The organism is Streptomyces sp. NPDC024632 (assembly GCF_055559175.1).
The window spans coordinates 116,392-138,867 of sequence record NZ_JBVHLD010000008.1; the positions used below are offsets into that span (position 1 = coordinate 116,392).

The 22,476-nt window shown below is 71.1% G+C and carries 35 protein-coding genes; 1 reads left to right on the forward strand and 34 read right to left on the reverse strand.

The window, feature by feature from the left end; genetic code table 11:
- Positions 1-24 precede the first annotated feature (24 nt).
- Positions 25-426 (reverse strand): phage tail termination protein, encoded by a 402-nt coding sequence (locus ACZ37P_RS18295; protein ID WP_467347351.1) that lies wholly within the window; start codon positions 424-426, stop codon positions 25-27.
- Positions 423-758, reverse strand: coding sequence for an HK97 gp10 family phage protein (locus tag ACZ37P_RS18300; RefSeq protein WP_467347353.1), 336 nt, complete (start codon positions 756-758; stop codon positions 423-425). The genes ACZ37P_RS18295 and ACZ37P_RS18300 overlap by 4 nt, the downstream gene beginning before the upstream one ends.
- Positions 759-797: 39 nt before the next feature.
- Here ACZ37P_RS18300 and ACZ37P_RS18305 point away from each other — a divergent pair, with 39 nt between their 5' ends.
- Positions 798-1,115, forward strand: a complete 318-nt coding sequence (locus ACZ37P_RS18305; protein WP_467347354.1) for a DUF4429 domain-containing protein — start codon at positions 798-800, stop codon at positions 1,113-1,115.
- On the opposite strand, the gene ACZ37P_RS18310 is transcribed toward ACZ37P_RS18305, so the two are convergent.
- The 32 genes from ACZ37P_RS18310 to ACZ37P_RS18465 all read right to left on the reverse strand — a co-directional run bounded on the left by ACZ37P_RS18310 (position 1,105) and on the right by ACZ37P_RS18465 (position 22,399).
- Positions 1,105-1,368, reverse strand: a complete 264-nt coding sequence (locus ACZ37P_RS18310; RefSeq protein WP_467347356.1) for a hypothetical protein — start codon at positions 1,366-1,368, stop codon at positions 1,105-1,107. The genes ACZ37P_RS18305 and ACZ37P_RS18310 overlap by 11 nt on opposite strands.
- 116 nt (positions 1,369-1,484) lie before the next feature.
- Positions 1,485-1,904: a hypothetical protein gene (locus ACZ37P_RS18315; protein WP_467347358.1), complete on the reverse strand. Its 420-nt coding sequence runs from the start codon at positions 1,902-1,904 to the stop codon at positions 1,485-1,487.
- A gap of 12 nt (positions 1,905-1,916) precedes the next feature.
- Positions 1,917-2,954 carry a glycosyltransferase family 4 protein gene (locus tag ACZ37P_RS18320; protein ID WP_467347360.1) on the reverse strand — a complete coding sequence of 346 codons (1,038 nt, stop codon included), beginning with the start codon at positions 2,952-2,954 and terminating at the stop codon, positions 1,917-1,919.
- Entirely contained in the window at positions 2,954-3,910 is a 957-nt protein-coding gene (locus ACZ37P_RS18325; protein ID WP_467347361.1) for a phage major capsid protein, read from the reverse strand. The genes ACZ37P_RS18320 and ACZ37P_RS18325 overlap by 1 nt, the downstream gene beginning before the upstream one ends.
- Positions 3,911-3,922: 12 nt before the next feature.
- The gene (locus ACZ37P_RS18330; RefSeq protein ID WP_467347363.1) at positions 3,923-4,603 is read right to left on the reverse strand and encodes a hypothetical protein; all 681 of its coding nucleotides are present in this window, start codon (positions 4,601-4,603) and stop codon (positions 3,923-3,925) included.
- Positions 4,604-4,672: 69 nt separating this feature from the next.
- A complete protein-coding gene (locus tag ACZ37P_RS18335) occupies positions 4,673-5,488 on the reverse strand; it encodes a VG15 protein (protein WP_467347364.1) in 816 nt (271 codons plus the stop codon).
- A complete protein-coding gene (locus ACZ37P_RS18340) occupies positions 5,481-6,923 on the reverse strand; it encodes a phage portal protein (RefSeq protein ID WP_467347366.1) in 1,443 nt (480 codons plus the stop codon). Before ACZ37P_RS18340 ends, ACZ37P_RS18335 begins: the two co-directional genes overlap by 8 nt.
- Positions 6,920-8,728 (reverse strand): terminase, encoded by a 1,809-nt coding sequence (locus tag ACZ37P_RS18345; RefSeq protein WP_467347367.1) that lies wholly within the window; start codon positions 8,726-8,728, stop codon positions 6,920-6,922. Before ACZ37P_RS18345 ends, ACZ37P_RS18340 begins: the two co-directional genes overlap by 4 nt.
- Complete coding sequence (locus ACZ37P_RS18350; protein WP_467347368.1) at positions 8,700-9,143, reverse strand: phage terminase small subunit; 444 nt, start codon at positions 9,141-9,143, stop codon at positions 8,700-8,702. Before ACZ37P_RS18350 ends, ACZ37P_RS18345 begins: the two co-directional genes overlap by 29 nt.
- A 72-nt stretch (positions 9,144-9,215) precedes the next feature.
- Positions 9,216-9,860: a bifunctional DNA primase/polymerase gene (locus tag ACZ37P_RS18355; protein ID WP_467347370.1), complete on the reverse strand. Its 645-nt coding sequence runs from the start codon at positions 9,858-9,860 to the stop codon at positions 9,216-9,218.
- A 434-nt stretch (positions 9,861-10,294) separates the two neighbouring features.
- Positions 10,295-10,486, reverse strand: coding sequence for a hypothetical protein (locus tag ACZ37P_RS18360; RefSeq protein ID WP_467347371.1), 192 nt, complete (start codon positions 10,484-10,486; stop codon positions 10,295-10,297).
- Positions 10,483-10,743 (reverse strand): hypothetical protein, encoded by a 261-nt coding sequence (locus tag ACZ37P_RS18365; RefSeq protein ID WP_467347372.1) that lies wholly within the window; start codon positions 10,741-10,743, stop codon positions 10,483-10,485. Before ACZ37P_RS18365 ends, ACZ37P_RS18360 begins: the two co-directional genes overlap by 4 nt.
- 6 nt (positions 10,744-10,749) lie before the next feature.
- Entirely contained in the window at positions 10,750-10,983 is a 234-nt protein-coding gene (locus tag ACZ37P_RS18370) for a hypothetical protein (protein WP_467347373.1), read from the reverse strand.
- Between the two features lie 2 nt (positions 10,984-10,985).
- A complete protein-coding gene (locus ACZ37P_RS18375; protein WP_467347374.1) occupies positions 10,986-11,297 on the reverse strand; it encodes an HNH endonuclease in 312 nt (103 codons plus the stop codon).
- Positions 11,294-11,755 carry a hypothetical protein gene (locus tag ACZ37P_RS18380; RefSeq protein ID WP_467347376.1) on the reverse strand — a complete coding sequence of 154 codons (462 nt, stop codon included), beginning with the start codon at positions 11,753-11,755 and terminating at the stop codon, positions 11,294-11,296. The genes ACZ37P_RS18375 and ACZ37P_RS18380 overlap by 4 nt, the downstream gene beginning before the upstream one ends.
- 2 nt (positions 11,756-11,757) lie before the next feature.
- Entirely contained in the window at positions 11,758-11,982 is a 225-nt protein-coding gene (locus tag ACZ37P_RS18385; RefSeq protein ID WP_467347378.1) for a hypothetical protein, read from the reverse strand.
- Positions 11,975-12,823, reverse strand: coding sequence for a hypothetical protein (locus ACZ37P_RS18390; RefSeq protein ID WP_467347380.1), 849 nt, complete (start codon positions 12,821-12,823; stop codon positions 11,975-11,977). The genes ACZ37P_RS18385 and ACZ37P_RS18390 overlap by 8 nt, the downstream gene beginning before the upstream one ends.
- A gap of 1 nt (position 12,824) precedes the next feature.
- A complete protein-coding gene (locus ACZ37P_RS18395; protein ID WP_467347381.1) occupies positions 12,825-13,061 on the reverse strand; it encodes a hypothetical protein in 237 nt (78 codons plus the stop codon).
- Between the two features lie 3 nt (positions 13,062-13,064).
- Positions 13,065-13,433, reverse strand: a complete 369-nt coding sequence (locus ACZ37P_RS18400) for a hypothetical protein (RefSeq protein WP_467347383.1) — start codon at positions 13,431-13,433, stop codon at positions 13,065-13,067.
- A 16-nt stretch (positions 13,434-13,449) separates the two neighbouring features.
- A complete protein-coding gene (locus ACZ37P_RS18405; protein ID WP_467347385.1) occupies positions 13,450-13,617 on the reverse strand; it encodes a hypothetical protein in 168 nt (55 codons plus the stop codon).
- 16 nt (positions 13,618-13,633) lie between these two features.
- Positions 13,634-14,683: a hypothetical protein gene (locus tag ACZ37P_RS18410; RefSeq protein ID WP_467347386.1), complete on the reverse strand. Its 1,050-nt coding sequence runs from the start codon at positions 14,681-14,683 to the stop codon at positions 13,634-13,636.
- Positions 14,684-14,720: 37 nt separating this feature from the next.
- The gene (locus ACZ37P_RS18415) at positions 14,721-15,416 is read right to left on the reverse strand and encodes a galactosyltransferase-related protein (RefSeq protein WP_467347388.1); all 696 of its coding nucleotides are present in this window, start codon (positions 15,414-15,416) and stop codon (positions 14,721-14,723) included.
- Entirely contained in the window at positions 15,401-15,991 is a 591-nt protein-coding gene (locus ACZ37P_RS18420; RefSeq protein WP_467347390.1) for a class I SAM-dependent methyltransferase, read from the reverse strand. The genes ACZ37P_RS18415 and ACZ37P_RS18420 overlap by 16 nt, the downstream gene beginning before the upstream one ends.
- Entirely contained in the window at positions 15,988-16,563 is a 576-nt protein-coding gene (locus ACZ37P_RS18425) for a hypothetical protein (RefSeq protein WP_467347391.1), read from the reverse strand. Before ACZ37P_RS18425 ends, ACZ37P_RS18420 begins: the two co-directional genes overlap by 4 nt.
- Complete coding sequence (locus ACZ37P_RS18430; protein ID WP_467347393.1) at positions 16,560-17,828, reverse strand: Rossmann-fold NAD(P)-binding domain-containing protein; 1,269 nt, start codon at positions 17,826-17,828, stop codon at positions 16,560-16,562. The genes ACZ37P_RS18425 and ACZ37P_RS18430 overlap by 4 nt, the downstream gene beginning before the upstream one ends.
- Entirely contained in the window at positions 17,825-18,601 is a 777-nt protein-coding gene (locus ACZ37P_RS18435; RefSeq protein ID WP_467347395.1) for a class I SAM-dependent methyltransferase, read from the reverse strand. Before ACZ37P_RS18435 ends, ACZ37P_RS18430 begins: the two co-directional genes overlap by 4 nt.
- Positions 18,598-19,248 carry a glycosyltransferase family 2 protein gene (locus ACZ37P_RS18440; protein ID WP_467347396.1) on the reverse strand — a complete coding sequence of 217 codons (651 nt, stop codon included), beginning with the start codon at positions 19,246-19,248 and terminating at the stop codon, positions 18,598-18,600. The genes ACZ37P_RS18435 and ACZ37P_RS18440 overlap by 4 nt, the downstream gene beginning before the upstream one ends.
- 22 nt (positions 19,249-19,270) lie before the next feature.
- Positions 19,271-19,552 carry a hypothetical protein gene (locus ACZ37P_RS18445; protein WP_467347397.1) on the reverse strand — a complete coding sequence of 94 codons (282 nt, stop codon included), beginning with the start codon at positions 19,550-19,552 and terminating at the stop codon, positions 19,271-19,273.
- 7 nt (positions 19,553-19,559) lie between these two features.
- The gene (locus tag ACZ37P_RS18450) at positions 19,560-19,853 is read right to left on the reverse strand and encodes a hypothetical protein (RefSeq protein WP_467347399.1); all 294 of its coding nucleotides are present in this window, start codon (positions 19,851-19,853) and stop codon (positions 19,560-19,562) included.
- Positions 19,844-21,487, reverse strand: coding sequence for a hypothetical protein (locus tag ACZ37P_RS18455; RefSeq protein WP_467347400.1), 1,644 nt, complete (start codon positions 21,485-21,487; stop codon positions 19,844-19,846). Before ACZ37P_RS18455 ends, ACZ37P_RS18450 begins: the two co-directional genes overlap by 10 nt.
- Before the next feature lie 18 nt (positions 21,488-21,505).
- Entirely contained in the window at positions 21,506-21,889 is a 384-nt protein-coding gene (locus ACZ37P_RS18460) for a phage tail fiber protein (RefSeq protein WP_467347402.1), read from the reverse strand.
- Between the two features lie 120 nt (positions 21,890-22,009).
- Complete coding sequence (locus ACZ37P_RS18465; RefSeq protein ID WP_467347403.1) at positions 22,010-22,399, reverse strand: hypothetical protein; 390 nt, start codon at positions 22,397-22,399, stop codon at positions 22,010-22,012.
- Positions 22,400-22,476: the final 77 nt, after the last annotated feature.

The following is a 22,476-nucleotide window of genomic DNA, read 5'->3' on the forward strand; positions in this document are numbered from 1 at the left end:
GGGCGGGCGCGGGCCTGTCGGCGGTCAGGAGACCGGGTGGAAGTAGATCTCGTAGGTGGCGCCGTTGCGGCGCAGCGTCGTGTTCTCGTACGGCCGCCATACCGGTGCGGTGACGGTACGGACCATCCCGATGACGGCGGTGGCGGTCGCCGAGCCGCGCAGCCCGCTCAGGAGCCAGCCCCGGACACGGGCGGAGAGCTCGGCGGCTGCGGCGCGGCTGTCCGCGTACGCGTCGATGGAGACCAGGGCCCGGTCGAGCCGGATGCCGTCGTCGTCCCCGGCGACCCGCTGCACCGTCACGGTGGGGAGTTCACCGAGGAGGGCGTTGTCGAGTTCGTCCCTGACGGTCACGGCTTCCCCTGCGCGTTCCTGGAGCCAGCCGATCAGCAGGACCTCGATATCGACCGAGCCGACGGTGCCGCTCACTGGTTCCGCCCTCCGGCCGCCGCCGCGCGCAGCAGCACGTGGTGTGCGTGGCCCCCAGCGCTGTTGCCCCACTCGACGAACCGGGCGTACGGCGCCCGGTTCCCGACGTAGGCGACGGCGCGATCCCGTCGTTCGCCGCCACGCGAGGAACTGCCGGTGTAGAAGCTCGCCTTGTAGTAGCCGGGGTGCGGGTCGCCGGGCCCGCCGACAGGGGCGATCGATTCGGCGAGGGATTTGATGATTTCGGCCCGGCGCAGCATCTCGGCCTCCACCATGGGTGACCGGAGGAGCCTGCCGACGCCGGACCGGGACATCTTGAAACGCGCTGGCACGGGCACCTCCACACACGACGGACGCAAGGGGGCGGGACGATGATCGAGGCGACAGCGGGAAAGACGCGGATCACCTTCGACGGGAGCGTGATCACCATCGAACGGAGCCACAGGCCGGGAACATCTCTGACAGGCGCCGGCCAGACGGTCATACCGCTGTCGGCAGTCAGCGCTGTCGACTGGAAGCCCGCTGGCCGGCTGGGCCTCGGCCACTTGCGGCTAGCCGTCGCCGGCAGCCAGTCTGCGGCCCTGCCGACCCCGGCAAATCAGGACCGCAACGCGGTCATGTTCCCCCGCACGGCGGCCGCGGCGTTCGAGAAGATGCGTGACACCATCCAGGCTGCGCTCAGCCAGTGACGCGGTCCGCAGCGAACTGCACAGGACCGGTTGCCCCGGTGAACGGGCTGCGGCCCCAGTCACCTGGATAGCCGGTGATGCCGCAGACCTCACCGCGGATCCGGACCTGGTCGGTCGTCAGAAAGTCGGTTCCGGCGGGAGCGTAGACGGTATAGCCGATGATGACCGTGTCGCGGGCCTGTTGCTCCGAGCCGCCCACCGGGGGCGTCTCGGCCCGCGGTGTGACCGCGCAGCCCTTGATGTCGGTTTCCACCGGCGGCCCGTAGACCGGCTGCCCCCGCTCGTCACGTACGGCATGCCCGTCGGCATCGGTCTGGGGAGTGCGCCGGATCCGGACGACGGTCTCCCCGAACGGGAAGGGTCCGGGCATCAGAGCCAGCCCCAGCCCGGGTCGTAGTCGCCGTCCGCGCCGTACGGTGGTGCGTCGAGCGGCCAGGACGGCCAAGGAGTCGCGTCCGCCGGAGTCGGGTCGACCGTGAAGGCGCCGCCGCGACCCGCAAGAGCCTTGAGGGCGCCCTTGTCGGACTTGGTGAGGTAGAGGCCGCCCGATCCGGCCGGGCGCTGGACGGACATCGGCCCGATCGTCTCGTACGACACCTGCTGAGGGTTGACGTACGCCCTGCCCGCGACGCTGAGAACTACGGCGGACGCCTCGTCGGGAAGAGGCTTGACGACGGTGAGGCACAGGTAGACGGCCTGCCGGATCAGCAGGTCGGCCCGAGCACCGCCGATCTCCTCGAGCCCGAGGTACAGCCCGAGGTCCTCAGCGGTGGGAGGTACGAATGCCATCGTGGGCGCCTCCTATACGGCCAGCGCCTCCACGGCGTCACACCAAGCGGCCAGGTCACCGTCGGGGTTCAGTTCGGCGGACCTGGCTTTCGCCCGCTTCGACGCCAGCCGGTACTCCGCCGGCGTCCTGAGCTTGCGGATAACCGCCTCGTATCCGCCGAGGTCCTCGCGCTCGACGAAGATCCCGGCCTCGCCGAGCGATTCGCACAAGCCCGGTGTGGGGTGGGCCACCACCGGAATGCCGGTGGCCAGTGCCTCGACGCCGGCGCGCCCCCAGGACTCGTACGAGCTGGGCATCAGCAGGATGCGAGTTCGCGCGTAGACCTTCTCGCGCATCTCCTCGCCGGGGACATGGCCGATGACGTCGACGTTCGGGAGGTCCGGGAGAACCTGCTGCCCGTAGGCGCCGGTCACGGCGAGGAACTTGGTGTCCGGCATCCGGTGGGCGAGGGCCTCCAGGACCCGGCCGCCTTTCTCAGGATTGCAGTTCACCAGCGTCACCCGGTCTCCCGGCGTCGCCGCGGTGTAGTCCTCCGCGAACACCGGCGGCCGCACGATCATCTCGGCTCCCGGCCGGATGCTCCTGGGGTATTCGGCGAAGAACAGCTCCGCTTCGGCACGCATCCACTGTGAGTTGTAGACCGCCAGGGCGGTTCCCCCGGCGGCCATGTCCCGGAACGTGGGCCGGAACGTGTTGTGGCAGATCACCACGACCGGCGTGCCGTACCCGCGGCCGAGCGACGACGTCGACGGGACACCCTCCAGGTGCGACAGCAGCACGTCGGCCTTTCGGACAGCAGTCGGGAAGTCCAGACGCGCCTCCAGGGGGATCACCTGGATCCCTCGGTAGGCGTAGGCCTGCGACGCCTTGCCGTACCGGGACAGCCACACCTGGACGTCGTGACCGCGCTCCACCAGGGGGCGCAGCATCGACACCAGCATGTGTTCTGCCCCGGCGTTGTGCTCCGGCGGCATCGCGTGGACACGGCAGACGATCCGCAGGCGCTTGGCCGCCCCGCCCGGCGCGGAGGCCGGGACAGCCCTGCCCATCAGGTGCCCGACGGGGTGCCGGTGTACTTCACGAACGCGTCCGGGTCGCCCTGCACATAGCCGTAGAACGCTTCGGCCAGGAGCAGCACGAGGTTCTCTTGAAAGGCGGAATGGACGCCACCTTCCTCGTCGATGTAGGTGGCCTCCGCGCTGATCCGCACGGTGATGTCCATGCCGACGCCATACGCAGCCTGCGACCAGTCGCCACCGATCGCGCGCAGTCCTGTGTCCGAGCTGGAGGACTGGCGGCGCTGCTTGCCCGACACCGAACGGGAGTAGGCCAGCGGTTCGCCGATCAGCGATCCTGCGGCGGCCATGTTCGTCCCCGGGGTCTGGGTGTCGACGAGGATCGGCTGGCCGTTCGCGTCCGTGGCGCGCAGCAAGGTGGGCTTGAGACGGTGGTCGGCGACTGTTCCGGTGTAGTCCCAGTCGTCGTCGACGACCAGGGCCATCCCGTCGACGAAGTCGGCCCAGATGCCGCCCTCGGTACGCGGGGCGGTGCCGAGCGCCACGGCGTTCGACGTCATCGCAAGGTAGTCCGGGAAAGGCCCGGTCGCACCGCGCATGGTCTTGCCGTGGATCGCGGCGTGGTCGAAGGCGCGGGCGAAGGCGGTCGGGAGGTCGCGCTGGAGCTGCGTCCACAGACCGGCGGCGTTGGTCTTGACGACCTCCTCAGCGACCGGGATGAGTACCGCAATTTTTCGCGGCTGCATGCTCTTGACCGCAACGCCGCCGCTGGACAGGGGCTTCGCCTGCGCCTGACCGACCCAGTCGGCGGTCGGGACGTCCATCGGGATCGGCACCGACGTGGTCGCGTCGATCGCCAGCGGAGCTTCCTGCGCAAGCGACATCACGGCGCTCTGCTCGACGCTCTTCTCGAAGATGGGGCCTGCGAGGGTCCGGGGAAGCAGCGCGTCATCGACGTCGCTGAGCTTCAGGGGGGCGGTGACCGCCATGGTGCCCTACTTTCAGCGGCCTTTGAGCCGCGTCGTGATGAACCCGGCGAATTCGTCAGCGGGTCCGAGAGATCGGGATTTGTTCGCGCCGGACGCCTGCGTGCGGTCGGGCGCGGGGCGGCGGGGGCCCTCCTGGGGCTGGCTCTTCGCCCAGTGCGGTTTGCGCTCCAGGAGCGCGGCGAGGTCCGCCTCGATGGCCGCCTCGTCGATGTCGCCGTCTGCGTCGATGTAGGAGTCGAGGTCGAGCGCGCCGACCGCGTCCTCGGGGTCCGCGAACGCGGCCCGGTCACCGGACGGCGAGGCGGCGACAGCCTTGACCTGGCTCGTCACGAGCCGCTGGCGGGTCTTAGTGATCTGCTCAGTGGCGCGGGCCAGTTGGTCGTTGAGGCGCTCGGATTCCGACTTGTCGGCGTCCTTGAGGCGTTGCAGTTCGGCCGCCTGCGGCTCCAGCTCCTTGAGGCGCTTGCGGAGGTTTGCGGCCTCCGAGTTCTTCTTGCGCAGCTCCGCCTCGAACTTCTTGCGGTCGAAAGGCTTCTCGGCTTCCGCCTCCTGGGCGGCTCCCTCGGCCTGCGCCTTGTCGGCCTCGGCCGCGGCTGCGGTGTCCTCGGCCGCGTCGTCCGTCGTCGCGGCGGATTCCTGCTCGTCGGTACCTGCTGCGGTCGAGGCGTCGGTGTCGTTGTCGTTTTCGGGCATGGCGAACGGCCCTCCAGGGGCGAAATGCGAAAGGCCGCCTCCAGGGCGGCCAGACGTAGAAGTGGGGGGTCAGTGGGCGTCGGGCATCGGCTGCACGTCGTGCTCTGCCAAGGCCCTACGGAAGAGCCGCAGTTGGTCACCCGGGTGACCTGCGGCGTGCTCGCGGTAGATGCGGTCCCACTCCGCGGCAGCCGGGGAGAGCTCGAAACGCTGGCCCCGGAAGACAGGGACGATCGTGCAGTGGCAGTAGTCGTGGAACTTCACTACCGACGCGTCACCTCGGAAACGGATATCGGCGTCGCGGCCCGCGGTCTGCGCGTTCTTGTAGACCGCACCGCGGCTCGCCATGAGCTTGCAGAACGAGCAGCCGCCGAGGGCTGCCGACCGCGCGTACGCGACGGCGCCGGGATCCTGGCGGACGGCGCCCCGCATCGTGGCCCGGCCCTGCTCGGCCGCCAAGCGCTGCGCCACCTGCTCGGCCTTGGACTCCGCCGCATCCAGGCGGACCTCGATCGGCGCCCGCTGCGCGTCCGTGGTCGCAGCCGCCTCCGGGTCCCGGGGCCACAGGTCCTTCGTGGCCCAGCGCAGCGAACTGGTCACCTGGTCGTCCCGCGGCGGATTCGCCACCGGCACCGTGAACTTTCCGACGGCACCCGCAGCTGCGCGCTGCGCCTCGTACACTTCGGCGGCGAGCGCAGCCGACGCGTTCCCGTACTGGTCGATGACCAACTGCATCGCGTCGATCCACGCGGGGACCGACGTCCTGAGTCGGGAGACGACGATTATGCGCCGCAGACGCCGTATGTCTCTGACCAGTGGCGACGTGATCCGGCGCTGAGCTGCCCGGTACCGGTCACCCGACCGGTCGGAGATCCGCCTAGCCAAGGGAGAACTCGCCCGGGGCGGTGTCCGCAGGGGCGGTGTCCGCCGGCGCGTCCTGGGAGAGCCGGTCCAGGAGTGCCCGGCCCGCAGCGCGGCGCCGGTCGGTACGGACGCGTTGCCGCTGGCCTTCGGTGAGGCCAGCCAGTTCCATCGTCACGTCGCTGTCAGCAGGCAGGATCCCAGCCTGGACGAGCTTCACAGCAGCATCGGTCTGAGCAGCGATCGTCGGGGTCGCGGGGTTCCGCCACACCGTTTCGATGCGTCGCCTCTTGTCCGGAGGCTCGCCGTCACGGACCCACAGCGCCAGACGCATCGCCTGCTGCCACGCCCATCCGAACCGTGTCGTACGGCGCTCGGCCTTGTTGATCAGCATCCCCTCGCTGCTGCGGATCGCGTCGGCTGAAGCCGGATTGTCGGAGGTGTAGCCGAGCATGTGCGGCGGCAGCCCGAGCTGGGTTGCCATGATCCGCGCGTACAGGTCGACGATTTTGGTCTGCCCGGACGGGTCGTGCGCCGAGAACTGGCCGACTTCTGGGAGGTTCCCTTCATCGTCCCTTTCCAGGGCGAGCATCCGGCCGATGTACGTCTCCCAAGCGGACTTCGCGTTGCCTTCCGCATCCTGAAAGGCGGACTCCGAGGCGCCGAGGATGTACCGCTGCGGGGCGCCGTGGAACTCAGCGGCCACCTCGATGCCCATCAGCCGCCGACAGGCCGCGTCCGTGATCGACATGACGTCCGGGGTGAGTTCCGACTTCCCCACGCGGTCCGCAGTCCGCTGCCGGTTCGCCATCCTCGTCACAGGTACGACGCCCAGGTTGTGGATGTCCCGGTCGACGACTTCCCACCCGCCGCTCGCCGTCGGAATCGCCTGCACGGTCTGGTCCGGGAGGTACAGGACCAGCATCCGGTCGTCGGGCAGCGTCTCCAGCAAGTTCGGCGAGCACTCCCGCAGCGCGGCGATACCCATCCGCAGCCGGGCGTCCCACAGCAGCGTCATGTCCAGCGGCGACTCGATGCTGATCAGAGGCGGGCAGCCGTCCGTGCCGCAGTCCCCTGACCCGACCGCCAGATACTCCCGCCCGTAGACCAGCGAATCGGTATGCGCCAGACTCGCCTCGTCCAGAAGGTCGTTCGCCTCGACGATGTCGTCCAGCTCGGAGGAATCGCTGCCGTCGGCCCACCGGAAGGCCTCCAGGTTCAGCCGTGCCTCGAGCGCCTCAATGCCGATCCGGGGCCAGCCGATGACCGTGTGCAGGCCCTTGAGCTGCGGAGGGATACTGATTCCCAGGTCCCGGACAAGCTGCTCGCCATTGAAGTAGGCGTCACGGAGTTGCAGCTGCCAGCGGTCCCGCAGCAGGTCCGCCCGCAGGACGCTGATCAGCGCCAGTTCGTCGTCGGACAGGAACGTCAGCGGCAGCTCGGGAGCGTAGGCGGTCATCGCAGCACCACCACCCGTCCCTTACCGCGGCCCTTCGGCCGGTGCTTCGGAGAGTTCAGAACGATGCGGCGCAGCATCCGCGCGCCGACCATGCAGACCGCGAGGTCGATCTTCCGGCCGGACTCGCGGTGCTCCTTGCCGATCGTGATGCCCCACTGATTCGTACGGCGCCGCGCGTTGATCACATGGGTGCGCAGCATCCTGTTTCCGTCGTGCATCAGCCCCCGCTCGATCACGTCCTGGTGGGTGCGTTTGACGGCGTCGGTGAACTGGGCCTGGTGGGCCTTGTTCCTCATGTCCCAGCGCACAGCGTGCTGGTGGGGACCGGTGACGACGGCGCGCAGCGACAGCTTCTTGCCGTACTTCTGGCCCCAGGCGTCGATGAAGGCGTCCCAGTACAGCTCGCCGTCATCGTCCTCACCGGAGCCCGGGTCGGCGAAGAACGCGGTCACCTTGAATCGCTCGAAGGCGTTGGCGACGACGCCGTCGACGTCCTCGCGCGGCACCACCCACGGCACGTAGTGCACGGAGTTCGGCGCTGGCCACGAGGCCGGCCTCTGCCACACACCGAGCGGCGAGCACAGCCCGTCGGTCAGGCGGCACGCCACGAGGCCGGTGGCGTCGTCGGATTTCGAGCCGTCGAAGAAGAGCACGACGGTGTCGCCGTCGGCGAGCGCCAGGTCCTCGCGGGCGCAGGCATCCCACTCGTAGCGGGCCAGCCACGAGTCCTCGGCCGCGGCGATGCGGTTGTACCAGAACCGCTGGCTGCGGGACGGCGGGTTCCGCGGGTCGAGGATCGACTTCACGATGCGCGGGATGTTCAGCCACACGCTGTCGCCGCGGACCGCCTCGATGACCTTCGGAATCCACTCCCGGGTCAGCCGCGCCTCCGGCGGCGCCTCGAGGCTGTCGTACAGCAGCCCGATGTCCTCCGACCGCCCGGCCTCGATCGCCTCGTACGCGTCCCGTGTCCGCTCGGCGACCGAGTCCTCACCGGGCTCGAAAGCGTTGGTCAGCGCCATCGTGCGGGCGCTGCCGTCGGCCGACTTCGTCGCGTTCCGCTCGATGACCGCGGCCATCTCGTGCCCGCTGTTGGTCGCCAGCCAGTGGTGCGTCTCGTTCGGCAGCGTAAAGGTGGTCCGGCCGCCCTCGAGCGCGCGCGGGCTGGACGTGACCGCCTCGATCCGGCACGCCCCCTTGAAGGCGTAGATGATCTCCTTGCCGAGGTCGATCGCGTACTCGGAGACCGCCTTCTTCGTGAACAAGTTCGGGAAGAGGGTCATGGTGTTGCGGGTCTGCTCTTTGCTCACCGCGGCGACCTGCACCCACGCCTCGGGATGCCTGACCCCCAGCGGCTGCCCCTCCGGCACCCCGGTCGGGTCGGCCGGTCCGGCCAGCCGCAGATACCGCGCGGAGCCGTCTTCCGGCTCCATCCAGTCCTGCCGGGACGGACCGACGAACTCCACCGCGCAGATCGTCGCCCCGAACGGGTCCTTCCCCCAGCCCTTCAACCGTTGCAGCACCGCGTCCCGGTAGAGGAATTCGCCGGTCTCCGGGTCGAGCGCGTACCACCACAGGATCAGGCGGACCTGCTCGCTGGTGTACCGCCACGCCTTCCCGGTCGCGTGCTGAAGGTAGGTGCCCGTCCACCACAGGACGTGCCACCCGAGAGTGAACGCCGGCTTGACGAAGCTGCCGTCCTCGCCGCGCGTCCAGGTCGGGCCGATCGCAACGGGTACGACGACGTCGGGGACGGGCGGGTCGCCTGCGGGAGCGTCAGCCTCCGAAGGCGTTGCGGTAGTCATCGAGGACCGTCACACCCGACTGCGCCTCGGTCGCCGCAGGCTTCCGCGCGAGCTCGATCCGCGCGCGCCTCCGGTCACCCTCGGTCGTCAGCAGCCGCGCGATCATCGAGTCCAGTGCGGCGATCGCCTGCCCGTTCGGCGCCGTCGTCGCCCGAAGCAGCCGCGACATCACCTCCGCCGCGTACTGGGCCATCGCCCAGTCCGACGGCTCGTAGAACTGCGACTGACCCGACTTCGCCAGCGACTCGTACCAGCGCTTCGCGATCGGGTGCCACCGCGAATTCGCCTTCGGCACACCGCCGAGATCGGCCAGCGGCCCGGACGGGGCCTGCACCAGCTCCGGCCCGTCCTCAGTGTTCTTGTTCCGGCGGCGCCGCTCCTCGCTGCGCTTCGGAATCGGTCCATGCGTGCCCACGATGACCTCCAGGGTCGGGCGCGCCACCAGGGCGCAGGGCGGGGGAAAGAGCGCCCCGCCCCGACGCGGACGTCAGGTCAGCGAGGCGATGACACCGGCCGCGTCAGGCAGCTCGGCGAGTTCGAGAGGCGTGCCCGGCACGCGGTCGCCAACGATGATGTACCGGCGGTCGGAGTAGACCTCCAGGGCCACATCTCCGCAGCGGATCCGCCGCCCGGCCACCGGGTCGGCGCGGAACCACAGGTGCAGGCCGGTACCCGACCGGCCTCGCTCGGTGTACGTCGGCGGCAGCGCCTCGATGATCCGAGCGGCCCACGGGGCGACCCGGCCGGCGCTGTCGACGGCGTGGTCCAGGTCGACGACGAGGATCCGGTCACCGGGCGCAAGGACGAACCCCAGTCCTTCACCGGTCCGCGACTTGGCCACGGCCGCGTAGTCGGACCACGTCGACGCGTCGATGGTGGAGGCGTACCGGCCATCCAGGCGCAGAGGCCGCTTCGCCGCGTGCCGCACCCACCGGTGCCGGCCGGTCAGCTCGACGGGGATGTGCGCAGCGCGCTCCGCGGAGACGCGCTGCGCCTCGGCGCGGCGGCGCGCCCGGTAGGCGGACTGGCGGCAGGCGGGCGAGCAGTACCGGGCGCGGGCCCGCGCCATGATCGGGAGCGGGCCGGCGCACGTCTCGCAGCGGGCGAGAGAAGCGGCGGCGACGTAGCTCATGGGGCCAAGCCTACCGGTGAGGCGTTACGGATACTACGCTTTGACCAGCCATAATCACGAATCTGACGCTCAGAGGCCGCGTCGGGCCGACGCGGGCGGCCTGCCGTCACCGCAGGTCAGGGCCCTAGGGAACCCGTACAGCCGGTCAGGTGCTATACGGCCCCGATGGCAAATGATCACGGGAGGGGGGTATCCCCCCAGGGGGGCGGCGAGCGAGCGTGATCATCCTCGCCATGATCACCGAGCCCGGAACCGGCATGTCGACCGGACCGGACCCCGCTTGGCCGACAAGATCACTGAGCGCTGCGACATTGCTGATCGATCATGCTTCGCCGGTCGCGAGTCGATGATCGATTCGATCTCCTGTCGCACATGCGTGCCGCTGCCCGACCGCTGGCACGGGACGCGGCACACGGCGACGCCCGGCGGCGACCCTAGTCCGGCGCCGTGCCCCTCTCGTGCTGCTCGCGCCCGTCCAGCGGGTGATGGACGATCAGCCATCCCGTCGATCTGTCCTCCCGCTCGACCGGCTGGACGGTCGGCCCGCACGGGCAGTTGGGCTCTGTCGTCCTGGTGTCGCGTTCGATCAAATCGCCGAAGGGGGCAACGTGCAGCAGGTCGCTCATCGTTTGCGGGTTCCGGCGCGCAGCGCCTTGGCGTGCGCTGAGGTGGTCATGCCGGTCGCGGCTATGTGCCTGAGCTGGCAGTAGCCCTTGGCCCTTGCGCCCATGTACTTGGAGAGTTGCCTGTGGCAGCGGGACCAGTCTCCGGGCGTGCCCCAGCGGATCTTGGCGGCGCCTGCGCCTCGGGTCCAGTAGTCGCGGAGCGTCTGTGCGTTGCCTCCGCTGGTGCGGTGCCCGTTGCCCTGTCGTCCTCGTGTCATCGCGGATCAACCTTCCGCCGGGGCCTGTTGGTGTTCAGGGTGGTCGTCCGCCTGGGGGTCGAGGCGGCAGATGCTGGCGATCTGGTCGGCGGGGATTGCCAGGACGACGGCGCCCTTTTCGAGGGAGGTCCGGTCTTTGAAGACGGCCCAGCCGTTGGTGAGTTCGACGTGGAGGTTGGGATCGTCGATGGAGATGTCGCCTCGTTGTCCGCCGCGGTGCTGGACGAGATAGGCAGGCATGGTCATCTCCGGCCGGGGTGGGGTTCCTCCGGGCGGCGGCGTCCGGGGCGGGGGTTGGCGCGCTGGGCGGCGTTGCCTTCGGCGCTGGATTTGCGGCGGTGGCAGTGCGGGGGTATGGCGTCGTGTGCCCAGTCGAGGTTGTCGGGGCTGTGGTCGTCGCCGGGGGTTTTGTGGTCGAGGTAGTCGCCGCCGGGCTGGCCGCAGAGGTGGCAGATGTGCTCGGGGTTGCGGGCGTGGGCGGCGGGGCGGATCTCGGTTCGCCAGTTCGGGGGGAGCCGGGACCGCCGGTTGCTGCCGGCCCAGCCGCCGCTCATTGGGCGGGCGCGGTGTATGCGCCGTAGTGGTAGAGCCGGTCGACGATGCGGCGGGTGAGGTCGCCGGTCAGGTACGCGAGGACTTCTTCGTTGTCCATGTCGTCTTCGACGTGGCCGTGTTCGGCGAGGTGGTCCTGCCGGTAGATGCCGCACGCGGCGTGGAGGGCTTCGTGGACGATCACGCTGGTGCCGAGGTGCGGCTGGGCCAGGCGGATGATCGCGGCGGCGGTGCTGCGGCGCGGGGTTGTGCCGGTGCCGTCGTAGGTGCGGGTCTCGCCGGTGTGGGTGACGCCGCGCGCATGGGCGAACTGGCCGTCGTGGTCGGTTCCGTGGCGGCGGGTGTACGCGGTGGCGGCGGCGCGGAGCTGCTCGACGGTGTCGTAGAGGTGGACGGTGACGGTGCGGCGGCGGCCGGAGACGCGGGTGGAGACGCGGAAGGTGCGGCGCGGCGGGGTCATGGTTAGTCCGTGGTGGGGCTGTCGGTGACGATGGTGTTCGCCGCTGCGAGGAGACCGGCCTGGGTGATCCAGTCCATCGTCTCGGATGCGCCGAGGACGACGCCGACTTCGCCGCTGGGTCCGACGACCTTGAGGATGACGAGGGCGTCGGTCGGCATGTCGTCCGGGGCGATGTCGGCGGTGACCGCGAGGGTGTCGAGCAGCTGGCCGATGGGCTGTTCAGCCATGGGAGCGGCTGCCGCTTCGGCCGGTGCAGCCGTCGGCGTGGACGCCTTGGTGGACTGCGGTGCAGCAGCGGGTGCGCGCGGCTTCGCTGGTCCCTGTGCTGTCGGCGATGGTTGTCCCGGGCGCGGTGAGGATGTCCTCGGTGCTGGGTACGCGGCCGAGGGCGGCGGCCATGTTCTGCGCGTCAGCGCTGGCGTTCAGGTCGCGTACGCGGGCGTGGCGGAGGGTGCGGGCGGCGTTGACGATGTCGTCCCAGTCGCGGGTCGGGTCCATGCCGAGCGCCTCGAGCAGGGCGGCCTTGTTGAAGTGGAGCCTGGTGTCTGCGGTGCTCGCGGCGTCGCTCGTGTCCTGAAGCCGGGTGCGGAGATCGACGCTGAGGCGCTGCTCCGAGTCGAGGAGCCCGCGATGGTGGGCGAGCCACTCGGTGATGCGGGGGGCGATGTCGTCGCCGATCTCGTCGACGCTGAAGTAGCCGTCGGCGGCGAGGGCTTGGCGGGCGAGTTCGAGCCGTTCCTCGGCGGTGAACTTGCCGCACTGGGTGTCGTGGTACTCCAGGCCGGTGCAGAGTGCCGTGGCCGGGCCGTCGGCGGCGTGGAGCAGGGCGCCGGGCGGGAGATCGTTGGCGGGGATGTGCACAGTCTCGCCCTCGAAGATCAGTACGGTGCGCGCGCCGATCTCGTCGGCGAGGTGCGCGAACATGGCGCCGGTGATCTCTGAGGCGTCGGGGGTGTCCAGTCCGGCGCCGAGCGCTTCGGGGTTGGTGACTTGGTCGATGACGAGGGCGAAGGGCGGGCGTTCGTCGGCGGCGCCTTCGGGGAGCTGGAGGATCTGGAGGCGGGCCACGTCATGCCTCCGTGTCGGCGTAGTAGGTCTCGACGTCGGCGGCGATACGACGGGCGAGCCACTGGGTGAACGCGGCCTGCCGGACAGCGTCCTCGTCGAAGGCCTGGTCGGAGTCGTCGGCCTCGTACGACTCGCGCGCGGCGGAGACGAGGCTGTCGATGATGACGGCCTGGAGTGTGGGGTCCGGCGCCTGCTCGGTGTCCGCGGTGACGGGACCGCTCATCGTGTTGGTGTCCACGGCTCAGCCCTCCCGGGGCCCGGAAATCGGTACGGCCGTCGTGTGGAGCGGGTTGCTCGCCTTCGCGACTGCGGTGAGCGCGTGGTGGAGGAGAGCTTCCAGGAGGGCGCGTTCGCGGGCGTCGTCGGGGATGCCGCCGCTCTTGTCGACTGTGCTGAAGGTCTGGCCGTCGGACCAGGCGTAGGTGAGGCTGAGCGGGGCGAGTGACACGGGGCGCAGCGCGTTGGTGACTGCGTCGGCGAGTTGCTCGATGCCGTCGTCCGACAGGGCCGGGAGCTGGTCGCGGAGGACGGCCCGCACGGTGTCCCGCGCGCGGTCAGAGGCGGTGGCGGCGGAGTCGGGGCCGGTGATTGGGAAAGCGATGAGGGCCATGGCGCTGGCTCCTTGTTTAGCGGTGCGGTGCCCGTAGGCCGCGGAGGGCGTCGGGGATCTGGTCGGTGGTGACGGGCCGGGTGACCGCGCCGTGACGGTCGTTGTCGGCGGCCGGCGCCAGGCGTGTGGTGGGCTCGGCTTCGGGGACGCCGTGGGGGTGCGTGTCGCAGTAGCAGGGCGGCATCGAGGTCTCCCTTCGGTCAGGCTGCGGCCGGGGCGGGGTCGTAGCCGTGCCGGGTGCGGTCCTTGGCCAGGGCGACGGCGATCGCGGCGGCGGCCTCGGCCGGCCAGGTTCCGGCGTTGACGGAGGCGGTGGAGACGTCGACGCCGCTTCCGTGGAGGGTGCCGCGGCCGTGCGCCTTGGTGGGGATGCCGGGGCGGCAGGACCAGTCGGCGCTCCAGGAGTGGAATTTGCGGCGGCGGCGCCCGTCGGTGACGTGCTGGAGCTTGAGGGTGACCTGGTGGTCGTCGCCGTGCGGCATGCGGACGGTGACGGTGACTGGCTCGCCGACGTCCTCGTACTCGTAGTGCGAGCGGCCGAGGAGCTTGTCGCGCGGGTCGAGCACAATGCGGCCGTGCTGCCACCAGGGGTCGTCGCGGGACGTCTCGTCGCGTTTGGCCCACAGGCGCCAGCGCAGTTCGCCGTGCCAAAAGTCGAGGCCGGTGACCCGGGACTGGTGGCCGGTCGGGTTGAGGCGGCGCTGGAGCCAGGTACCGAAGACCTCGGAGTGGAGGTAGATGGCGCCGAACGGCCAGAGGCGCAGGTGCGCGGCGAGGGTGTGTTCGGATCCGGCGTTGCCGACCTTGAACTCGATGCTCCAGCCGCTGTAGGGCTTGCCGATGACGAGCTGTGCGCCGACTGCGCCGTCGCGCTCGGGTCGCCACGGGCCGGGGGTCTGCTCGGGGTCTTCGAGCGGCTCGTGGGCGCGGGCGCGGCGTTCGATCTCGGCGCGGGTGAGGGGCGGTGGCGGGGCGTCGAGGCGGGGGCCGGTGTAGCGGTCGCCGATGTTCCACCGGGCGGGGTCGAGCCGTCCTTGCGGGTTGGGGCGGGTGCCGCAGCGGTCACAGGCCACCCATCGGTGCCCGGGCCGGCCGTTGACACCGTCGGTGCCGTCGACGACCGCCTTGTGCCCGACGAGGCGGCACAGGACCAGGGGTCGTGGGATGCCGTGGAGGAAGTAGCCGCGGTTGACGAGGGTGCCGCGCTTCTCGTGGGCGTCCTTGCGGTAGTCGACCTTGATGGCGTGCATGGCGCTGCTCGCTCTCGGTACGGGGCCAGTCGGTGGGTCAAGCGGTCTGCGGGGCATGCTCGGCGACGATGCGGCGCAGCGTCTGCGGGTTGCCGGTGGCGTCGACGTAGCGCTGGCACAGGCGGCCGTTGGCGGTGTGCTGGGGGGTGCCGAGTCCGGATTCGGCGGGGTGCCACAGGTGGGTGATCGTGCCGGTGTGTGCGGCGGTGGGGCCGAGGAGGGCGTCGGCGGTGATCCGGAATGCGGCGTCTTCGAATCCCCAGCCGCGGAAGCGTTCGTCCATGCCGCCGGCGGTCCACCAGGCGGCGGCCTGGATGACGAGGACGCCGCCGGTGGCCCACTGGTGCTCGATGTCGGCGGTGCAGTCTGCGGCTGGGCGGCCGGCGAGGTGGTCGACGGTGCCGGCGGCGGTGAGTCCCCGGTACCAGGTGTACGGCAGGTGGAGGACGCCGTCGCCGGCGGCCTCGATCGCGGCGTGGAGCGGACCGGGCTCGGCGAGGGTGTCGGCGTCGCAGATCACGATGGTGTAGGCGCCGGCGGCTTCGGCTTGGCGGACTCCTTCGTTGCGGCTGCCGGCGCGGGAGAACGGGGTGTGGCCGCTGTCGGCATCGAGGTGGACGGCGTCGGGCAGCAGCGTACGGAGGTGGGCTCGTACGGTCGCGTGGTGGCGGTTGCGGTGGTCGTCGCCGGGGCGCCAGGGGATGACGGCGGCGACGGTCACAGGGCGCGCCACAGGCCCCAGGGCCGGGCTTCGTCGACGCGGGCCATCTTCAGCCGGGCGGCGAGGTCATCCTGGCGCTGCTTGTCCCAGGTGGTGACGCCGAGCCAGCCGTGCCCGTCGGAGGGGGTGGTGGACGTGGGCCAGTCCAGGGTGAGGAGGCCGCCCTTCTTCACGATGCCGCGGAGGTTCGCCACGAGCTGCTCGCCGGCGGCGTAGTCGTGGTGGATCAGGACGGACAGGCAGACGACGGCGTCGACCTTGCGGGGGCCGAAGTGGTCGCGGAAGTTGGTGCCGTCGGACCGGAACGCCGCCAGGTCGGGGTCGCGTTCGGCGAGCGCGGCGAGCATCCGGGGGGAGGCGTCGGCGCCGGTGACGTCGTAGCCGAGGGCGCGCAGCGGGATCGCGACGCGGCCGTCGCCGCACCCGAAGTCGAGGACCTTCGCCCCGGCGGGGATGTCCTGAGCGAGCATGTCGGCCTGGGCGCGGCCGGATTCGGTGTACGCGTCCTCGCTGATGCCGCGGGTGGGGTGGATCGCGCCGCGGGCCTCGGGGCGGTCCCAGGCGGCGATGACGTCTTCGGCGCTCATGTCTTGCCCTCTCGCTGTCGCGCGGCGAGCCAGCGCCGTACGGTCTGGGTGTGGCGGGCGTCGGCGAGCGCGTTGTGGTGGCCGGCCTGCTGCTGGGGCAGGTCGCTCCAGCCGATCCCGAGACGGCGTGCTTCCTGCTGGATGTCGCAGGTGAACATGGGGACGCCGGGCGCCAGGTCGGGCATCGGCCCCCACATCTGGGCGAGGGCGACGTGGTCGTACGCCCCGTAGTCTGCCCAGAGCTCGACGTCGTTGGCCCCGGCGGAGGAGTCGCCGGTCGCCTGGATGAACGCGGCGACTTCGGCCGCGATCAGCCGACGGCGCTTCACGGCGGGGTCGGTGTAGTCGAACAGCCACCGCTTCGGCATGGTGAGCCGCCGGTCGCCGTGCGCTTTCGGCAGCTGCGGGACGACGTTCGCCATCAGCCACTTGTGCTTGCGGATCCGGCCGACGGGCATGTCGCAGCTGACCGCGTAGTACTCGCGGCCGTCGTCGGCGACCATGCCGATGGAGATCAGGTCGATCGTGCGACCGTCCTCGATGAACTCGAGGTCATAGTCGATCGCGGTCATGACTTCCTGCCGACGCGGATCGTGGTGACGCCGGGCTGGTCGGGCATGTAGCCGTGGGGGTCGATGACGACCGAACCAGGCGGGAAGCGGTAGGGGGCGTGGAGGAACGCGTCGTGGCGGGTGGCGATCACGAACACGCCGGACTGATCGGCGTCGAACGGCTCGGCGTCAACGTGCGGGTCGTAGTGCTCGACGTCGAGGCTGCGCGCGCGCAGCTGGTCGGCGAGCAGCAGGCCAGCCGAACCGTTGGTGAGGCTGACGTTCGGCTTGTACGCCTTGCCGAGGATGCAGATGGGCCGCCCGGTCATCCGGTGCCAGTGCTCGGTGAGGCCGGCGAGCCACGCGGACTGGTCCTCGCGGGCCTGCGAGACGAAGCCCATGAGGTCGACGGACAGGTCGAGGCGGTCGGCGAGCCAGGACATGGCCTGGTTGTCGCGAGGGTGGCAGGCCCCGGAGTCGCCCATGCCGCCGCGCATATACGCGGGCGACGTGATGCGGTCGGTGGCGAGCGCGAGGCCGTCGGCGATCTGGTCGCAGTCGGCGCCGGTCTTCTGGCAGATCTCCATGACCATGTTCGCGAAGACGATCTTCATGGAGATGAAGCAGTTGTACGCGACCTTCAGCAGCTCGGCGGACTCGATGCTGACGGCGTGGACCGGCCGGTCGTGGACCGTGGCGTAGAGGGCGGCGACATCGGCGAGCGCCTGCTCGCTGTCGGAGCCGATGAGCACGAACTCCGGCCGGAGGAAGTCCTGCACGGTGGTCGACATGGCGATGAAGTACGGGCCGTACACGAGGCGGACGTTCGGGCCGCACAGCGGCGCGAGGTGCGCGCGGGTGGTGCCGGGCAGCACGGTGGAGATCACGACGATGGTGATCTGCTTGTCCTGCTCGGCGGCGGCCCGGGAGATGTCGCGTACGGCCTGGATGAGGTAGCCGTACTCGAAGTCGACCGGCTGCTCGGTGATGGGGGTCTCGCCGCCATACCGCGGGTCGTGCGGGGTCTGGACGGACACCATGACGATGCCGTCGGTGGCGGTGACGACGTCGGCGGGCGACGGCGCGCAGTGCACGCGGTCGTAGGCGCCGCCCAGGAGTTCCTCGATGCCGGCTTCCTCGGGCGGTTCCGCAGTGCCGGTCAGGATCTGCTGTGGGCGCGGCGACGGGTCGTATCCAACGATGCGGTGGCCGCCGTGCTTGGCGAGCGCGAGCGCGCAGGTCAGCCCCAATTTGCCGAGGCCCACCCAACCTACGGTGCTGCTCATGCCGCTTCCCGCTTTCTGAGGACGGCGGCGCAGTACCGCTGGTTGGGGGTGAGGTACGCGAACCGTTCGACGGTGAACAGGTCGCCGAAGCGCTCCTCGATGCGGTCCCGGTCGTACCAGTCGGCGTACTCGCCGACCTGGTCGAAGTAGCGGACGAACTGCCCGAACGCGGGGTGGGTGGTGACGTCGGCTGGGGGTTCGGTGCCGGTGGCCTGCCGCCAGCCGTGGTCGCTGTAGAGCATGAGGCGGGCGGTGCCGCCGGGCCGCAGCAACTGGTGGGCGCGTTCCATGATCTGCCGGGCCCACGGGATGTGGTGGAGGACGCCGTTGCAGTGGAACACGTCGTACGAACCGTCCGGCGCCTCGATGTACGGGGGTTCGGCGAGCGCCAGGTAGATCGTCAGGTCGCGCTGCCAGGTGATCTGGTCGGCGTACAGGCCGATGACGCGGAGGGCCAGGTGCAGGTTGACGGGGGTGATGTCGGCGAGGTCGACCTGGTTCCCGGCGAGGGCGAGTTCGAGGGCCTCGACGCCGGTGCCGCAGCCGAAGTCCAGGACGCGCCGGCCGCCTTCGTCGAGGCCCATGAGGTCGCGCCACAGGCCGCCGTGGTTGCGCCAGCCGCCGTACCGGGTGGCGCGCATCCGCTCGATGAGGTCGCGGAGCCGGTCGGCGGGGAGCGCGAGGAGGTCCTCGGCGGGCATGTAGCCGACGTCGTCGACGGGGGGCCGGGACCAGGCGACTTGCTGCCGCTCGTAGAAGCCGGGGTCGGTCACGGCACCTCCGCGGTCAGAAGCGCACGCAGGGCGGCGACGTCGGCCGCGCGGGCGGCTTCCATAGCGGGACTGCCGTAGTCGGCGGTCCGGTATCCGGCCAGCGATTCCGCGCGGGTCTGGTCGTCGTGGCCGCCGGTGAGGTCGGCCCGGTCGTGGAGGATCTCGATGCCGACGCGGTCGTGCCGGCCGAGGGACTGTCCGAGGTACTGGATCCACGAGTCGCAGTGCGGCGACAGGGAGACGTGGCCGAGGGCCCGGGTCCAGGCGGCGGGCCACAGCGGGAAGGTGTTGCAGGTCGGCACGTCGTTGGTGTGCGGCCACAGGACCCGGTCCGGGGTGCCAGGGAGGGTGTCCCAGCCGGGGGTGATCATGCGGGCGTCGTCGTTCCACAGCAGCAGCCACTCCCCCGCCGCGAGGGCGGCGAGGTGGTTCACGTACGCGTGGAGCTGGTGGTAGCCGTACCGCTCGGGTGCGGTCCAGATCCGGGCCTGCGGCGGCAGGCCGACGGCGGCAGTGTCCGGGTCGTCCGGGTCGGCGGCGATGAAGATCTCGACAGACGCAGGGTCATGGGCGAGTCCAAGGAGGCCGGCGACGGTGTCGGCGAGCGGACCGGGCCGGCCGCGGGACGGCAGGAGGACGCTGATCATGGCGCGGGCCTTCCCGTCCGGTTCAGCCGCCGGCCGCGGTGGTCGGCGGCTCGGTGGTGTCCGGCGGGGTCGTCGGGACGGGCGTCTGGCACTGCGGATCCCACGGTGCGCACGCGGTGGTGGGCGGAGTCGTCGGCGGCGTGGTGGGAAGGGCCGTGGTGTGCGTCGGGGGTGCCGACGTCGTCGGCCTGGTCGTCGCGGTGTCGCCCGGCTTGGGCTTGTCGTCGCCGCACGCGGGGACTGCTGCAAGGGTGAGCGCGGTGAACACGGCCGTGAGGATGCCGGAGGTGAAGCGGGTGCGCACGTGTCTCCTAGAAGATGCGGATGCGTCCGGGGCGGTAGACGGGCGTCTCGTCGCCCGCGGTCCAGGTGACCCACACCCAGTGGATGCCGGGCGCGAGGGCGGTGTCACCGTGGGGGCCGATGAGGATGCGGGCGGCTCCGGCGGACCATTCGGCGGTGTACCAGTCGGACGGGCCGGGATTCCCGGACCCGGTGAGGAAGGCGATTCGCGGAGGGCTCGCCTGGTCGACGGGGGCGCCGTCCGGCGAGGAGGCCGTAATGGGGATATGGACGTACTCGGTGCTGGTCGCGGCTACGTCCACGGTGCCCCCGCCTCCCATGCACTGGTGCTGAGCGCGGAGGACCAGCGGTCACCGGCCAGCGCGGTGGACCAGCGGCCGGCCGGTGCGCCGACCGTGTAAGCGGCGTCGGGCGCGTTGGCGGCCGTCGCGGTGAGCGCGCCAGTGGCGGCGAGGTGGGCCGCGCCGATGGCCGGGCCGTTGTCGTCAGACGCGGAGAGCGCGGCGGCGAAGGTGAGGGCAGCGCCGGCCGGGACGGTACGGGCCGCAGCGGCGTTCAGGTCTGCTGCGGCGGCGAGGGCGGCGTCAGCCGTGGCCAGACTCGTCGCGGTGACCGTCGCGGTCGCGGCAAGCGGTGCCCGGCCGACGGCGGCCCGGACTCCGGACGCCAGTGCGGTCACGGCCGCGGCGAGGGCCGCGCCGGACCGGGTCGCGACGGCGCCGGATGCGGTGAGCGCGCCGTCGGCATGGAGAGTGGCGGACGCGGTCGCTCCGGGTACAACCGACGCGGACAGCGCGCTGGTTGAGGTGAGGACGGCCGAGGCGTACCAGGTGACTGCCGCGGCGGCGGCCGCGCCCGACGAGACCACGAGGCCGGCGGATCCGGGGACCGCGCGCAGCGCTGCGGCGCTCAGCTCCGGGGCCGCGGCGAGCTGGGCTGCGGCGCGCGCGGGGACTACTGCGGCGGCGGTGAGGGTGAAGGCGGTGGCGAGGACGGCGGGCGCGGGGACCGTGGTCCGGCCCGTCGCGGCGAGGGCGGCCGAGGCCTCGACAGTGACGGTGGAGTGCGCGTCGCGGCGTGGTGCGGCCGTGAGGGAGCTCGCGGCGGTGAGCGGTGCGAGTGCCGGGACGGCGCGGAGGCCTGCGGCGGTGAGCACGCCGGCGCCGGTCAGGCCTGCGGCGGCCGCCTGAGTGGTCCGTGCGGTCGCGGTGAGTACCGCCGAACCGGTGTGTGACACAGACCCGTTGACGGTCCGGACACCGGCCGCGGCGGCACCCGCCTCGGCGGTGAGTGCGGCGGCACCGGGGACGGTCAGGGGGAACATCCCGTCGGCGCTGGTGTTGGTGATCTCGATCCAGCCGGGGCGGACGGTGGGGCCGCTGGCGCCCGCCCCGCCGTTGACGAGGTCAGGGGTGCCGGTGTTGCCGTAGTTCATCGTCGCGGTGTACGCGGCGCTCGTGGAACCGAGCGCCCGGTATCCGGCTTCGACGACGAGGCGGTCTCCGGCCTGGACGGCGACGGAGGTGATCGCGGTCCCTGCGGTGCCGCCGCCGGTCGCGCTGGTGCCGAACTCGGTGCCGCCGACGTAGTTCGACAGCAGGGTGCCGCGGGCGGTGTCGGAGTCTCCGGCGGTGACCCACACATGCATGTAGACGACGGCGTTGGCGCCGGCGTTGGACTCGGCCCGGCCGGTGATCCAGGCGATCTGGCCGCTGATCGTTCCGCTGACGGAGGCCGGGGGGCTGATCCAGCGGCCGAACAGGACGTCCCACGGGTTGGTGGTGGAGCCGACGGCGGTGGTGACGGTCGACGCGGCCCCGGACGGGTGCGGGGACAGCAGGCCGGTGAGCACGGAGCCGGGGTTCTCGTATCCGCCTTTGACGGTGGCGGGCACGTAGGGCGCGTCGTCGGGCGTGAAGTAGAAGCGCGCGGCCACTGCCCCTCCCCCTGTGCGTCAGGACAGGGAGACGCTGAGCTGGCCCGCGGGGATGGTGAAGGTGTCGCCGGCGCCGAGGGTCTTGGACGCGGTGAGCGCGCCGTACCACCACCGGACCGGAGTGCCGGCGCTGTCCCAGATCTCCACTCCGACGACGGTCGCCGCGGGCATGCCCGACCAGACCAGGTCGCCGCTGTTGGTCGCGGCACCGCCGGACGCGGCACCGAATGTCGCGGTCTGCCGGGCGTACAAGCCGCCCGTGACCTCAGTCCCGGCTGCGCTGTCGCTTCCGGCGGCGGTGACGAGGGCGACCTTCAGCGCGCCGGTCGGCGACGTGGTGGTATTCCCGGTGAGCCAGTCGAGGGTGCGGTTCTCCGCTGTGTCGGTCAGGTTGTCGGCCACACCGGGGCCTCCTTCTGCGAGCTGGACGAAGACGTGATGTGCCGGGCAGGACGCGTGGCAGCACGGTTCTCGCGGGCGGGGAGCCGGCCGCCACGGTGGCTCGACCCGCCCGCGAGAGTCTCAGGCGGCGGGGGCGGGGTGCCGGGTGGAGCGGGTCGAGTCGATGCTCTCGCACATGGCGATGTCCACGGTGAAGCTGGTCTCCGTGATGACGCCGTCGGGCGACACTTCGACGGTTGTGCCGATCGTGCCGTGCGCGCGGCCGTCCGCCCGGGCCGCAGCGACCAGGTCGGTGAAGCCGGCGATCAGCGGCTCCGCGCCGTGGGCGCGCTCCACGGACACGAGGTGATCGTCGCGGACGGTGAACACAGGCTGGTTGGCGGTGTCCTTGAAGGTGGTGAAGCCGCCCTCGGACTTGTAGTACGCGGCCTCGATGCGGTTCGCGTGCAGCGTGGCGAGGTCGCCGGTGTTCACGATGAACACCCGCATCGTGGGCTGGGACGGGGACATGGTGACTCCTGATGGTTGTGGCGATGTCGATCATGGCGGTGATGGTGATGGCGGTGATGGCCTTGCGGCCCTGCTCG

Excerpts from the sequence above, each read along its gene's own strand:
- ACZ37P_RS18305 (WP_467347354.1), top strand. The coding sequence starts at position 798 with ATGATCGAGGCGACAGCGGGAAAGACGCGGATCACCTTCGACGGGAGC.
- ACZ37P_RS18315 (WP_467347358.1), bottom strand. The coding sequence starts at position 1,904 with ATGGCATTCGTACCTCCCACCGCTGAGGACCTCGGGCTGTACCTCGGG.
- ACZ37P_RS18320 (WP_467347360.1), bottom strand. The coding sequence starts at position 2,954 with ATGGGCAGGGCTGTCCCGGCCTCCGCGCCGGGCGGGGCGGCCAAGCGC.
- ACZ37P_RS18325 (WP_467347361.1), bottom strand. The coding sequence starts at position 3,910 with ATGGCGGTCACCGCCCCCCTGAAGCTCAGCGACGTCGATGACGCGCTG.
- ACZ37P_RS18330 (WP_467347363.1), bottom strand. The coding sequence starts at position 4,603 with ATGCCCGAAAACGACAACGACACCGACGCCTCGACCGCAGCAGGTACC.
- ACZ37P_RS18340 (WP_467347366.1), bottom strand. The coding sequence starts at position 6,923 with ATGACCGCCTACGCTCCCGAGCTGCCGCTGACGTTCCTGTCCGACGAC.
- ACZ37P_RS18345 (WP_467347367.1), bottom strand. The coding sequence starts at position 8,728 with ATGACTACCGCAACGCCTTCGGAGGCTGACGCTCCCGCAGGCGACCCG.
- ACZ37P_RS18355 (WP_467347370.1), bottom strand. The coding sequence starts at position 9,860 with ATGAGCTACGTCGCCGCCGCTTCTCTCGCCCGCTGCGAGACGTGCGCC.
- ACZ37P_RS18360 (WP_467347371.1), bottom strand. The coding sequence starts at position 10,486 with ATGAGCGACCTGCTGCACGTTGCCCCCTTCGGCGATTTGATCGAACGC.
- ACZ37P_RS18365 (WP_467347372.1), bottom strand. The coding sequence starts at position 10,743 with ATGACACGAGGACGACAGGGCAACGGGCACCGCACCAGCGGAGGCAAC.
- ACZ37P_RS18370 (WP_467347373.1), bottom strand. The coding sequence starts at position 10,983 with ATGCCTGCCTATCTCGTCCAGCACCGCGGCGGACAACGAGGCGACATC.
- ACZ37P_RS18375 (WP_467347374.1), bottom strand. The coding sequence starts at position 11,297 with ATGAGCGGCGGCTGGGCCGGCAGCAACCGGCGGTCCCGGCTCCCCCCG.
- ACZ37P_RS18380 (WP_467347376.1), bottom strand. The coding sequence starts at position 11,755 with ATGACCCCGCCGCGCCGCACCTTCCGCGTCTCCACCCGCGTCTCCGGC.
- ACZ37P_RS18385 (WP_467347378.1), bottom strand. The coding sequence starts at position 11,982 with ATGGCTGAACAGCCCATCGGCCAGCTGCTCGACACCCTCGCGGTCACC.
- ACZ37P_RS18400 (WP_467347383.1), bottom strand. The coding sequence starts at position 13,433 with ATGGCCCTCATCGCTTTCCCAATCACCGGCCCCGACTCCGCCGCCACC.
- ACZ37P_RS18405 (WP_467347385.1), bottom strand. The coding sequence starts at position 13,617 with ATGCCGCCCTGCTACTGCGACACGCACCCCCACGGCGTCCCCGAAGCC.
- ACZ37P_RS18410 (WP_467347386.1), bottom strand. The coding sequence starts at position 14,683 with ATGCACGCCATCAAGGTCGACTACCGCAAGGACGCCCACGAGAAGCGC.
- ACZ37P_RS18420 (WP_467347390.1), bottom strand. The coding sequence starts at position 15,991 with ATGAGCGCCGAAGACGTCATCGCCGCCTGGGACCGCCCCGAGGCCCGC.
- ACZ37P_RS18425 (WP_467347391.1), bottom strand. The coding sequence starts at position 16,563 with ATGACCGCGATCGACTATGACCTCGAGTTCATCGAGGACGGTCGCACG.
- ACZ37P_RS18430 (WP_467347393.1), bottom strand. The coding sequence starts at position 17,828 with ATGAGCAGCACCGTAGGTTGGGTGGGCCTCGGCAAATTGGGGCTGACC.
- ACZ37P_RS18440 (WP_467347396.1), bottom strand. The coding sequence starts at position 19,248 with ATGATCAGCGTCCTCCTGCCGTCCCGCGGCCGGCCCGGTCCGCTCGCC.
- ACZ37P_RS18465 (WP_467347403.1), bottom strand. The coding sequence starts at position 22,399 with ATGTCCCCGTCCCAGCCCACGATGCGGGTGTTCATCGTGAACACCGGC.